The organism is Pseudomonas sp. 91RF (genome assembly GCF_003576265.1).
In the GTDB taxonomy this organism is placed as follows: domain Bacteria; phylum Pseudomonadota; class Gammaproteobacteria; order Pseudomonadales; family Pseudomonadaceae; genus Aquipseudomonas; species Aquipseudomonas kribbensis.
The window spans coordinates 59,222-71,427 of sequence record NZ_QWFC01000022.1; the positions used below are offsets into that span (position 1 = coordinate 59,222).

The 12,206-nt window shown below is 61.8% G+C and carries 10 protein-coding genes; all 10 read right to left on the bottom strand.

The genetic code is table 11. From position 1 onward, the window contains the following. Positions 1–5: 5 nt before the first annotated feature. Complete coding sequence (locus DXT77_RS09465) at positions 6–1,217, bottom strand: O-succinylhomoserine sulfhydrylase (RefSeq protein ID WP_085712007.1); 1,212 nt, start codon at positions 1,215–1,217, stop codon at positions 6–8. Between the two features lie 80 nt (positions 1,218–1,297). Continuing rightward, entirely contained in the window at positions 1,298–2,803 is a 1,506-nt protein-coding gene (gene purF, locus DXT77_RS09470; protein WP_007956466.1) for an amidophosphoribosyltransferase, read from the bottom strand. Positions 2,804–2,844: 41 nt separating this feature from the next. Next, a complete protein-coding gene (locus tag DXT77_RS09475; RefSeq protein WP_119427451.1) occupies positions 2,845–3,405 on the bottom strand; it encodes a CvpA family protein in 561 nt (186 codons plus the stop codon). Between the two features lie 98 nt (positions 3,406–3,503). Then, positions 3,504–4,172, bottom strand: coding sequence for an SPOR domain-containing protein (locus DXT77_RS09480; RefSeq protein ID WP_119427452.1), 669 nt, complete (start codon positions 4,170–4,172; stop codon positions 3,504–3,506). Further along, the gene (gene folC, locus DXT77_RS09485) at positions 4,156–5,463 is read right to left on the bottom strand and encodes a bifunctional tetrahydrofolate synthase/dihydrofolate synthase (protein WP_119427453.1); all 1,308 of its coding nucleotides are present in this window, start codon (positions 5,461–5,463) and stop codon (positions 4,156–4,158) included. The genes DXT77_RS09480 and folC overlap by 17 nt, the downstream gene beginning before the upstream one ends. Next, a complete protein-coding gene (gene accD, locus DXT77_RS09490; RefSeq protein WP_085712004.1) occupies positions 5,460–6,380 on the bottom strand; it encodes an acetyl-CoA carboxylase, carboxyltransferase subunit beta in 921 nt (306 codons plus the stop codon). Before accD ends, folC begins: the two co-directional genes overlap by 4 nt. A 191-nt stretch (positions 6,381–6,571) precedes the next feature. Further along, on the bottom strand, positions 6,572–7,186 hold the full coding sequence (locus DXT77_RS09495) for a phosphoribosylanthranilate isomerase (protein WP_114882109.1): 615 nt from the start codon (positions 7,184–7,186) through the stop codon (positions 6,572–6,574). A 64-nt stretch (positions 7,187–7,250) separates the two neighbouring features. After that, a complete protein-coding gene (gene truA / locus DXT77_RS09500; protein WP_178083457.1) occupies positions 7,251–8,075 on the bottom strand; it encodes a tRNA pseudouridine(38-40) synthase TruA in 825 nt (274 codons plus the stop codon). A gap of 151 nt (positions 8,076–8,226) precedes the next feature. Beyond that, positions 8,227–10,890, bottom strand: a complete 2,664-nt coding sequence (locus DXT77_RS09505) for a FimV/HubP family polar landmark protein (RefSeq protein WP_119427455.1) — start codon at positions 10,888–10,890, stop codon at positions 8,227–8,229. 209 nt (positions 10,891–11,099) lie between these two features. Beyond that, positions 11,100–12,110, bottom strand: a complete 1,011-nt coding sequence (locus tag DXT77_RS09510) for an aspartate-semialdehyde dehydrogenase (RefSeq protein ID WP_119427456.1) — start codon at positions 12,108–12,110, stop codon at positions 11,100–11,102. Between the last annotated feature and the right edge of the window lie 96 nt (positions 12,111–12,206).

The following is a 12,206-nucleotide window of genomic DNA, read 5'->3' on the forward strand; positions in this document are numbered from 1 at the left end:
CTCGATCACAACGCCGCCAGACCGCGCGCCAGGTCGGCTTGCAGGTCAGCGACGTCTTCCAGACCGACCGCGATGCGGATCAGGCTGTCACGAATCCCCGCCGCTTCACGCTCCTGCGGTGCCAGACGGCCGTGGGACGTGGTGCTCGGGTGAGTGATGGTGGTTTTGCTGTCGCCCAGGTTGGCGGTGATCGAAATCAAACGGGTTGCATCGATAAAGCGCCAGGCGCCCTCTTTGCCGCCCTTCACCTCAAAGCTGACGACCGCGCCAAAGCCCTTCTGCTGACGCTGGGCCAGCTCGTGCTGCGGATGGCTCTTGAGACCAGCGTAATGCACTTTCTCGATGCCATCCTGCTGTTCCAGCCATTCGGCCAGTTGCTGAGCGTTGGCACAGTGCGCCTTCATCCGCAGATTCAGGGTTTCCAGGCCTTTGAGGAAGATCCAGGCGTTGAACGGGCTCAGAGTCGGCCCGGCAGTGCGCAGGAAGCCGACGATTTCTTTCATCTGCTCGCCGCGACCGGCCACCACGCCGCCCATGCAACGGCCCTGACCATCGATGAACTTGGTGGCCGAGTGCACAACGATGTCGGCACCGAGCTTCAGCGGTTGCTGCAGCGCAGGCGTGCAGAAGCAGTTGTCGACTACCAGCATCGCGCCCTTGGCGTGCGCGATTTCCGACAGCGCGGTGATATCCACCAGTTCAGCCAGCGGATTGGACGGCGACTCGACGAACAGCAACTTGGTGTTGGACTTGATCGCCGCATCCCAGGCCGACAGATCGGCCAGCGGCACGTAGTCGACTTCCACGCCGAAGCGCTTGAAGTACTTCTCGAACAGACTGATGGTCGAACCGAACACGCTGCGCGACACCAGCACATGATCGCCGGCGCTGCACAGGCTCATCACCACCGCCATGATTGCGGCCATGCCGGTCGCAGTGGCTACGGCCTGCTCAGCGCCTTCCAGCGCAGCAATGCGCTCTTCGAACGAGCGAACGGTCGGGTTGGTGTAACGCGAGTAAACGTTGCCCGGCACTTCCCCGGCAAACCGTGCGGCGGCGTCGGCGGCGGTACGGAACACGTAGCTGGAAGTGAAGAACATCGGATCACCGTGTTCGCCTTCCGGCGTACGGTGCTGACCGGCACGTACGGCCAGGGTATCGAACGCTACGCCTTCGAGGTCGCTGTCCAGCCGACCGGCATCCCATTCCTGACTCATGCTGTCACTCCTTGCCCTGTTCTCGATAAATGAAAGTCTTTTGCCAGATACAAAACCGGCCCCTAAGGGCCGGTTGAAACTCAGTTGTTGTACAGATCGATGATCGCACTGACCGCCTGGGTCTTGACCTTCGAGGCATCGTTGCGTGCCTGTTCGATCTTGTTCAGGTAAGCCTCGTCGACGTCGCCGGTGACGTACTTGCCGTCGAACACTGCGCAGTCGAAGTTTTCGATCTTGATCTTGCCGCCGCCGACCGCTTCGATCAAGTCAGGCAGGTCCTGATAGATCAGCCAGTCAGCGCCGATCAGGTCAGCGACATCCTGAGTCGAACGGTTGTGTGCGATCAGCTCGTGAGCGCTCGGCATGTCGATGCCATAAACGTTCGGGAAGCGCACGGCCGGAGCGGCCGAGCAGAAGTAGACGTTTTTCGCGCCAGCTTCGCGGGCCATCTGGATGATCTGCTTGCAGGTGGTACCGCGAACGATCGAGTCGTCCACCAGCATCACGTTCTTGCCGCGGAATTCCAGCTCGATGGCGTTGAGCTTCTGGCGTACGGACTTCTTGCGTGCGGCCTGGCCGGGCATGATGAAGGTACGGCCGATGTAACGGTTCTTGACGAAGCCTTCGCGGAATTTCACACCCAAGTGGTTCGCCAGTTCCAGCGCCGCAGTGCGGCTGGTGTCCGGAATCGGGATGACCACATCGATGTCGTGCTCTGGACGCTCGCGCAGGATCTTCTCGGCCAGCTTCTCGCCCATGCGCAGACGGGCCTTGTAGACCGACACGCCATCGATGATCGAATCCGGACGCGCCAGGTAGACGTGTTCGAAGATGCACGGAGTCAGGGACGGGTTGGTCGCGCACTGACGGGTGTGCAGCTTGCCGTCTTCTGTGATGTAGACCGCTTCGCCCGGCGCCAGGTCGCGAATCAGGGTGAAGCCGAGCACGTCCAGCGAAACGCTTTCGGACGCGATCATGTACTCGACGCCTTCGTCGGTGTGACGCTGGCCGAACACGATCGGACGGATGCCGTGCGGGTCACGGAAGCCGACGATACCGTAACCGGTCACCATCGCCACGACCGCGTAGCCACCGACACAACGGTTGTGCACGTCGGTCACGGCGGCAAACACGTCTTCCTCGGTCGGTTGCAGCTTGCCGCGCTGGGCCAGCTCGTGAGCAAACACGTTCAGCAGCACTTCCGAGTCGGAACTGGTGTTGACGTGACGCAGATCGGATTCGTAGATCTCTTTGGCCAACTGTTCAACGTTGGTCAGGTTACCGTTGTGCGCCAGGGTGATGCCGTACGGCGAGTTGACGTAGAACGGCTGGGCCTCGGCCGACGTCGAGCTGCCGGCAGTCGGGTAGCGGACGTGGCCGATACCCATGTGGCCGACCAGGCGCTGCATGTGACGTTGCTGGAACACGTCACGCACCAGGCCATTGTCCTTGCGCAAGAACAACCGGCCGTCATGGCTGGTCACGATACCGGCAGCGTCCTGGCCGCGGTGCTGGAGCACGGTTAGCGCGTCATACAGCGCCTGATTGACGTTCGACTTACCGACGATACCGACGATGCCACACATGCGACGCAACCCCTACTTAATGGATCTGAACTGAACAACACTCACTGAGGCGTTTTGGCCGACGGCAAGAGTTGCTCCTTGAACGGAATATCAGCGGGTACGCTGATTCCGCTGGCAAGCCACTGACTGCTCCACCCGAGAATCAGGTTTTTGGACCAGTCGGCGACCAATAGAAACTTTGGCAGGAGCTGTGATTCTTTCCACCACCCGTCCTGCTGTACCGGCCCCAGGCTCAACAGCCCGACCGCCACGACCACCAGCAACACGCCACGCGCAGCGCCGAAGGCCATGCCGAGGAATCGATCGGTCCCGGACAACCCGGTGACACGAACCAACTCGCCGATAAGATAATTGATCATTGCGCCCACGATCAGTGTGGCGACAAACATGATGGCACAGCCCGTGATCACACGAGCCGATGGAGTTTGAATGTATCCGGCGAGGTACTCGGACAGTGAGCCACCGAACATCCAGGCAACCGCTCCTGCGATGATCCAGGTCACCAGCGATAGTGCTTCCTTGACGAAGCCGCGGCTCAAACTGATCAATGCGGAGATGGCGATGATTGCAACGATCGCCCAGTCAACCCAGGTAAATGGCACAGTGCAGCCTACAGACGGATAAGGCGGCGCATTTTAGCAGAGCGCATGGCTGTCGGTAAGCTGCGATTGTCAGTGCATTTCAATCGACGTGATAGTTTTCAGCCACGCTCGGGCTGGAAGCGCACCACAAACCCCTTGAGGTTCTGCTGGCGGCTCAGCAAATCGCGCAAACGATCGGCTTCGGCGCGCTCGATCAGCGGACCGACAAACACACGATTCTTGCCATCGGCGGAGCGGATGTAAGCGTTATAACCCTGACTGCGCAGGGTTTTCTGCAGGCTTTCGGCGCTGGCGCGGCTCGACAGACTGGCCAGCTGTACCGACCAGCTTACCGACAGGCCGTTGACATCGACCCGGCTCTGGGTGGTATCCGGCTTGGCAGACAGTGCGGCGATCGGCTGGGCCGGGGCTGCAGCAGGCTTGGTCACGGGTGCAGGTGCCGGAGCAGCTGCGACTGGTTTGGCTACCGGCGCTGGAGCCGGTGTCGGCGCAGCAGGCGCAATCGGTGCCGCTGGCGCCGTTTGCTCGGCAACTTCGTAATCGCTCGGCACTGGCTCCTGAGGCAGAACCTGCGGCTCAGGCACCGCGACCGTCTCCATCTGGATCTGCGCCACGGCAGGCGCCTGCGGCGCAGCCGGCGCATCGACGGTCACCTGACGCTGTTCGTCCTGACGGGAAAACAGCATCGGCAGGAAAATCACCGCCAGCGCCACCAGCACCAGGGCACCGACCATGCGCTGCTTGTACGCTTTATCCAGCAAAGCCATTTGCCGCTTCCTCCGTGGAGCGCCGGGCCAGCCATTCAAGGGCCTCGGCGACACAATAAAATGATCCGAACAGCAAGATCTCGTCGTCGCTGGTGGCCACTGCACACTGCCCTTCCAGGGCGGCCGCCACGCTGTCATAAGACGTGACCGAAGCCCCAAGGTTCTGCAATGCAACATTCAATTCATCCACCGGACGCGCACGCGGCGAATCCAGTGGCGCCACCGCCCAATGCTGGACGCTGGCATTCAATTCACCGACCACACCGTCCAGATCCTTGTCCGCCAGCAGGCCGAACACCGCCAGGCGCTTGCCGACCGGCGGGCGAGCCGCCAGACGCCGGGCCAGGTACTCCGCCGCGTGCGGGTTATGCCCGACATCCAGCAACAGGTTCAGGCGCTTGCCGTTCCATTCGAACGAACGACGATCCAGACGACCAACCACGCGAGTCGCCTGCAAGGCCGCAACAATCTGTTGAGCATCCCAAGGCAGACCGAGCAGCAGATAAGCCTGCAACGCCAGCGCGGCGTTTTCCATCGGCAGATCGAGCAGCGGCAAATCACGCAGCTCGACGACTTGACCATCAGCATCAGTGCCGCGCCACTGCCAGAATTGATCAGTGATGCCGAGATCGAAATCACGCCCACGCAGGAAGAGCGGGCAAGCAAGTTCGCGCGCCTTGTCCAGCAAAGGTTGTGGAGGATTCAGATCGCCGCACAGCGCTGGCTTGCCCTGACGGAAAATCCCGGCCTTCTCGAAAGCCACGGATTCGCGGGTATTGCCGAGGTAATCGGCATGATCGACACCAATACTGGTGACCAGCGCGATGTCGGCATCGACCACGTTGACCGTGTCCAGACGCCCGCCCAGACCGACTTCCAGCACCACCGCATCGAGCCCGGCCTGTTGAAACAGCCAGAACGCCGCCAGGGTACCCATTTCGAAGTAAGTCAGGGAAGTCTCGCCCCGCCCGGCTTCGACCGCCGCGAAGGCTTCGCACAGCTGCGCATCAGTGGCTTCGACGCCATTGAGCTGCACCCGCTCGTTGTAACGCAGCAAGTGCGGAGAATTGTAGACACCAACACTCAGGCCCTGCGCCCGCAGCAACGAAGCCACGAAAGCGCAGGTCGAACCCTTGCCGTTGGTGCCGGTGACCGTAATCACCCGAGGCGCCGGCTGGCCCAGCCCCATGCGGGACGCTACCTGTTGCGAACGCTCCAGCCCCATGTCGATGGCCGAGGGATGCAACTGCTCAAGGTAGGCGAGCCACTCGCCAAGGGTGCGTTCGGTCATACGTTGGCAGGCACCGGCGGAACGACGATCGGTTCGATCGGCGCGGCAACGAAGGTTGGCGTCGGCTTGCCGGTCAGTTGCGCCAGCAGGTTGCCCAGACGCGGACGCAGTTCACGACGGTCGATGATCAGGTCGATTGCACCGTGCTCCAGCAGGAACTCGCTGCGCTGGAAGCCTTCCGGCAGTTTTTCACGAACGGTCTGCTCGATCACGCGCGGACCGGCGAAGCCGATCAGGGCTTTCGGCTCGCCGACGATCACGTCGCCCAGCATTGCCAGACTGGCGGAAACGCCGCCGTAGACCGGGTCGGTCAGCACGGAGATGAACGGAATGCCTTCTTCACGCAGACGTGCCAGCACAGCCGAGGTCTTGGCCATCTGCATCAGAGAGATCAGGGCTTCCTGCATGCGCGCGCCACCGGAGGCGGAGAAGCAGACCATCGGGCAACGGTTTTCCAGGGCGTAGTTGGCGGCGCGTACGAAGCGCTCACCAACGATGGCGCCCATGGAGCCGCCCATGAAGCTGAATTCAAACGCCGAAACCACGACAGGCATGCCCAGCAGGGTGCCGCTCATGGAAACCAGTGCGTCTTTCTCGCCGGTCTGCTTCTGGGCAGCCACCAGGCGATCCTTGTACTTCTTGCCGTCGCGGAATTTCAGACGGTCAACCGGCTCCAGGTCGGCGCCCAGCTCAACACGGCCTTCGGCATCCAGGAAGATGTCGATGCGTGCACGTGCGCCAATACGCATGTGGTGGTTGCACTTAGGGCAAACGTCCAGGGTCTTTTCCAGCTCCGGACGATACAGCACGGCCTCGCAGGACGGGCATTTGTGCCACAGGCCTTCAGGCACCGAGCTCTTCTTGACCTCCGAACGCATGATCGAAGGGATCAGCTTGTCTACCAACCAGTTGCTCATGCTTTCTTTCTCCAGTACCGGCGGCCCGAACGCTCTGGTTCGCGGCCCCGCGTATGCCCTTCAGCTAAATTCATGTGTGGCGATGATCGATGGACTGCCGGGTCAGCGGAACTGACCTGCGTACAACCCGAAAAGACCCTCAGCCTCTTTTCTACAGAGCTGTGGACGGCGGCAGTCTGCCAGCCGTCACATCAACGTACGGCGTTGATGAACGCCCGAATCTTTGCGTGATCCTTGATGCCTTTGCTCGCCTCTACCCCACCACTGACGTCCACGGCATATGGCCGCACCCGGGCAATGGCGTCAGCGACGTTTTCCGGGGTCAGGCCGCCGGCCAGAATCAGCGGCTTGCTCAAACCCTGCGGAATCAATGACCAGTCGAACGCCTCACCGGTTCCACCGGGCACGCCTTCAACGTAGGTATCGAGCAGCACACCACTGGCGCTCGGGTAGGCATTGCAGGCGGCGGCGATGTCATCGCCCGCCTTGACCCGCAGGGCCTTGATATATGGCCGGTGCCAGCCTTCGCACTCGGCAGCGGTTTCATCACCATGAAATTGCAGCAAGTCCAGCGGCACGGCATCGAGGATTTCGCCAAGCTCGCAACGGCTGGCATTGACGAACAGTCCCACCGTGGTCACGAACGGCGGCAACGCGGCGATGATCGCCCGCGCCTGTTGCACTGTCACCGCACGTGGGCTTTTAGCGTAGAACACGAACCCGATGGCATCGGCCCCGGCCTCGACGGCTGCCAACGCATCTTCCATGCGGGTAATCCCGCAAATCTTGCTGCGAACGGCCGACATGTCGATAAAAACCTCAAGGCAAATCCGGGAAAGTCCCGGATGGTAACAAATGCATTCGAGGGCGTCAGCCGTCAAGTTCCGAGAAACCCGTAAGGAAATGTGGCCCGATGAAACGCTCGGGCAACGGGAACTCGTCGTGGTACTCGACCTGCACCAGATACAGCCCGAACGGATGCGCCGTGACCCCGCCGGAACGACGCTCGCGGCTTTCCAGCACTTCCTTCATCCACTCCGCCGGCCGCTCGCCGGCACCGATCGTCATCAGCACCCCGGCGATATTGCGCACCATGTGATGCAGGAAGGCATTGGCGCGGATGTCCAGCACGATCATCTTGCCGTGACGGGTCACGCGCAGATGATGCATCTGCTTGATCGGTGACTTGGCCTGACACTGACCGGCACGGAAGGCGCTGAAATCATGGGTACCAATGAGGTACTGCGCGGCCTCGGCCATGCGCTCCACGTCCAGTGGACGGTGATTCCAGGTGATTTCTTCATTGAGATGCGCCGGACGGATCTGATCGTTGTAGATCACGTAACGATAGCGCCGGGCAATGGCCTTGAACCGCGCATGAAAGTGCGCAGGCATGACCTTCGCCCAGCTGACACTGATGTCGTGGGGCAGATTGATGTTGGCACCCATGACCCAGGCTTTCAGCGAGCGGTCGACCTGGGTGTCGAAATGCACGACCTGCCCACAAGCATGCACACCGGCGTCGGTGCGCCCGGCGCATTGCAGCGAGATCGGCGAATTGGCGACCTTCGACAAGGCTTTTTCCAGCGTTTCCTGCACGGTGAGCACACCCGTGGACTGGCGCTGCCAGCCGCTGTAGCGCGAACCCTTGTATTCAACGCCCAGGGCGACGCGAAAAAAGCCTTCGGGGGCCATTTCGGCGGCCGGGTTATCTATGTTTGCCAAGTCGGTACAGCCTGCTGATCTACAAAGGCGGGCATTATAAGGCGGCGCACCGGGGATACCAGACCCAAACAAAAACGGCAGCCTTGATGGGCTGCCGTTTTGTTTACTGACGAACGCTGACTCAGGCCAGGTGCGAAAGCATTTCCTTCGCTTCGCTCTTCTGCTTGTCGTCACCCTCGCTGAGCACTTCGTTGAGGATATCGCGTGCACCATCGTTGTCGCCCATGTCGATGTAGGCCTGGGCCAGATCGAGTTTGGTAGCGGCTTCGTCGGTACCGGCGAGGAAGTCGAAGTCCTCGTCGTTCAGATCACCACCCAACGCTGCGTCGGCTTCGGTGAAGCTCGGCTCGTTGATGCTGCCCGACAGGCGATCCAGCTCGGCATTGACGTCGTCCAGCTCGGCGGCGAAGGCATCCGGTTCAGCCGGGGTCGCATCCATTTCGTCGGCCAGGGACAGATCGAAATCGGCCGGCAGCTCCAGATCATCCAGAGGCGCTTCAGCGACCACCGGTGGCTCGACCGGCGGCAGATCCTTCACGCCCTCGTCCAGCTCCAGCGAAAAATCCTCGTCGGCCAGATCAACCGGCACCGGCGCAGGGTCGGCACCCAGGTCCAGATCCAGATCGAAGTCGGACAGATCGTCAAGGTTTTCCTTGATCTCTGTCTGCTGCTGCAGCACAGACTCGAAGCTCAGGTCGTCATCGGCCGGGAATTCGTCCAGCTCCACCGGTGCCTCTGGCTCGACAGCCGCCACCGGAGCAACCGGATCCAGCGGCTTGATGTTGTCGAGATCATCCAGACTCAGGTCGAAAGCGCTGTCCAGATCGTCCTCCGCCTTGGCGACAGGCGCTTCTGGCTCATCAAGCAGCAGTTCCTTGACGTAATCCTCGTCCAGCTCGGCCGCAATGGCCGCTGCCGCCAGACCGGCAGCCGCAACGACCGCCATGGCCGGGAAGCGTTTTTTCAGCTCTTCGACCTTGGCGAAGTTGTCGCCATTGGCAACCAGTTGGCGCTCCTGACCGACAAAAGCATCACGATCACCCTGGCGACCGTAGACTTCCATCAGCTTCAGACGCAGGTCACTGCGCTGCGGCTCCAGGCTGACGCCCTCCTCCAGCAACGCCGCAGCCTGATTCAGACGACCGCCATCGATGTGCGACTGTGCCTTGTCCAGCACGTCATCGGAGCGCTCGGCTGCCGGGGCCACCAGCGGCGCGGCGATCGGCTCGGCCATCACCACCGGAGCCACCACAGGGGCGGGTGCCGGAGTTGGGGCCGGGGTCGGAGCCGGTGCTGGCGTGAGCTTGACGCTTGCCGCCGGCACTTCCAGGCCTTCGAAGCTGTCTTCCGGCAGATCGAGCTCTGGCGAGAACGACTGCTCTTCCAGGGCGCGAGCCATGCGCAGGTGTTTCTCGGCTTCCTGTTGTGCCTTGCGGCGACGGGCCAGCAGCAACAGCAGAAGCAGGAACACCACTGCACCACCACCGACCAGACCCAGCAGGATCGGGTTGGTCAGCAGTTCGTTGAAGGTCTTGTCTTCGTCGGCAGCAGGCTTCGGCTCGACCACTGGCTCAACCGGTGCCGGAGCGGCGGCTTCAGGCGCAGGTGCAGCAGGTGCCGCCTCGGCCGGAGTCGCCGGTGGAGTCGCAGCCAGTTCCGCAGTAATGGCCGGAACCGGCGCAACGGCTGGCGCAGCCGCATCAGCTGCCGGCGCCGGGGTTGTGCCCGGACCTTCAGCCTGCATTTTCGCCAGTTGATTGTTCTTCAACTCGATCAGACGCTGCAATTTGTCCAGCTGACTTTGCAGATCAGCCATGCGGCTTTTCAGTTCTGCGTTGTCACGACGGGTCGTGTCGAGGCTTTCCTGGGTCACCGCCAGCTTGTTGCTCAGAGCCTTGGCATCGCCAGCCGGGCCTTTACCGCGCCCCTTCGCACCTTCGGCGGAGACCAGGCTCAGATTGTCCTTGGCATTCTTGGCAGGACCGGTGTTGGCGCGACCGCGATTGGTGGCGTCCAGTTGCTGCTGACCGGTGCCTGGCTTGGCCACGTAACGACGACCCTGACGCCAGGCCTCATTCTGCGCGGCCACTTCGGCAATCGCCTTCGACTGCGGCAGCGCAGTGCTTTGCACCTGATCCGGCAGACGCAACACCTGACCGGTTTTCAGGCGGTTGATGTTGCCGTCGATAAATGCGTCAGGGTTCAGAGCCTGAATCGCCAGCATGGTCTGCTGGATCGAACCGCCAGTGCGCGCCTTGGCTGCGATTTCCCACAGGGTGTCGCGCGGCGTGGTGGTGTGGCTCGGATGCGTTGCACCCGTGGTCGGCGCGGTGATGGTTTGCGCCGGCGCTGGCTGAGCGGCGGCATCAGCGGTCTGCGGCGAGAACTTGGACGGATCCAGCAGCACGCTGTAATCGCGCAGCAGGCGGCCGTTCGGCCACATCACCTGCACAAGGAATTTCACCATCGGCTCCGACAGCGGCTTGCTCGACGTTACGCGCAGCACGCTTTTGCCGCTGGCGTTGAGCACCGGGGTGAAGGTCAGATCATTGAGGAAGGCCTGGCGATCGACGCCGGCCTTGGCGAAATCCTCCGGCGAGGCCAGGCTCGGCACCACTTCGGCAGCGGTGAGATCCTTGACATCGAGCAGCTCGATTTCCGCCACCAGCGGCTGGTTCAGGGTCGACTTCAGGGTCAGCTCCCCGAGCCCGAGGGCATGCGCCATACCGGAGGACAGCGCCGAGGCGGCCGCTATTGCTAACACCAGTTTGCGAACTTGAACCATAGCCTCTTCCTTTGTTTGAACGTTCCTCGGCGAGCGAGAAGATGTTGATTGTCGCTGCCGTAAGGCATTGCGCGCGACGACGACAGCATGCCGCGCGCGATCATTTCTTTGATGCCCCGGAAAGTCCCGGAGGGTATTACGTCATCAAGCGGTCTGGCCAAGCATAGCGCCCGGCTAGAATCAGTCGACAAATTGTTGCCAAGTATCTTTTACAGCAGGTCTTTTATCAACAACTCGGCCACTTGCACCGCGTTGAGCGCCGCGCCTTTGCGTACGTTATCTGACGTCAGCCACAGATTAAGTTCCGACGGCTCGTCGACACCGGCGCGAACCCGCCCGACATAGACCACGTCCTGCCCCACCGCGTCACCGACGGCGGTTGGATAATCGCCGGCCTCGACCAGCTCGATCCCCTCGGCGTCTTCAAGCGCGGCATTGACCTTTTCCAGGTCGACCGCGCTCGCTGACTGCAAGATCACGCTAAAGCTATCGCCAAAAAACACCGGGGCTTGAACGCAAGTTGCGGAAATCTTTAATGAAGGCTTGGCCAGCACCTGGCGCAGCTCGCGCACCAGACGCTTTTCCAGCAGCGTGTGGCCGTGCGCGTCCGGCGTGCCGACCTGAGCCAACAGGTTGAACGCCATCTGCCGATCGAAGAATGTCGGTTCCAGCGGACGCATGTTCAGCAGCTCCGTCGTCTGACGGGCCAGCTCGGAAACCGCCTCACGGCCCTGGGCAGAAACGGCCAGACTGGCGGTGACATGCACGTATTGCAGATCGACCAGATCGAGCAACGGCGCCAGCACCACGGCCAGCGTAGTGGCCGACGGGCTCGGGCTGCTGACCTGGAACGGCACTTTCATGCTCGCCAGCACAGCAGCATTGGCTTCCGGCACCACTTGCGGTGCCTGATCCGCCGGCAAGGCGCCGGACAGATCCACCAGCGAGCAACCCGCCGCATGGGCGCGAGCCGCGTAGCTCAGGGTGATCGCCGGGCCGGCGGCAAAGAACGCCAGCTTGACCTTGCTGAAATCGAACTCGTCGACTTCGCGCACGCGCACGTTCTTGTTGCGAAACAGCACCGAGCTGCCAGCGGATTCGCTGCTGGCCAGCAGATGCAGGTTGCCGACCGGGAAGTCGCGCTCCTCGAGAATCTGCACAAGGGTTTCGCCGACAATACCGGTGGCGCCGATCACGGCAATATCAATGGGCTGGCTCATGGTGCGACCTCTGGTGGAACGGGGGGAGCGGCACTTTACCGGGTGGCTGCCAGACAGGCAAAAAAAACCCGCGCCTCTTGCAAGGCACGGGTTCTT

Coding starts and splice junctions, on each gene's coding strand:
- DXT77_RS09465 (WP_085712007.1), bottom strand. CDS start 1,217: ATGAGTCAGGAATGGGATGCCGGTCGGCTGGACAGCGACCTCGAAGGC.
- DXT77_RS09505 (WP_119427455.1), bottom strand. CDS start 10,890: ATGGTTCAAGTTCGCAAACTGGTGTTAGCAATAGCGGCCGCCTCGGCG.
- DXT77_RS09480 (WP_119427452.1), bottom strand. CDS start 4,172: ATGGCTTTGCTGGATAAAGCGTACAAGCAGCGCATGGTCGGTGCCCTG.
- folC (WP_119427453.1), bottom strand. CDS start 5,463: ATGACCGAACGCACCCTTGGCGAGTGGCTCGCCTACCTTGAGCAGTTG.
- DXT77_RS09495 (WP_114882109.1), bottom strand. CDS start 7,186: ATGTCGGCCGTTCGCAGCAAGATTTGCGGGATTACCCGCATGGAAGAT.
- DXT77_RS09510 (WP_119427456.1), bottom strand. CDS start 12,110: ATGAGCCAGCCCATTGATATTGCCGTGATCGGCGCCACCGGTATTGTC.
- purF (WP_007956466.1), bottom strand. CDS start 2,803: ATGTGTGGCATCGTCGGTATCGTCGGTAAGTCGAACGTCAATCAGGCG.
- accD (WP_085712004.1), bottom strand. CDS start 6,380: ATGAGCAACTGGTTGGTAGACAAGCTGATCCCTTCGATCATGCGTTCG.
- truA (WP_178083457.1), bottom strand. CDS start 8,075: ATGGCCCCCGAAGGCTTTTTTCGCGTCGCCCTGGGCGTTGAATACAAG.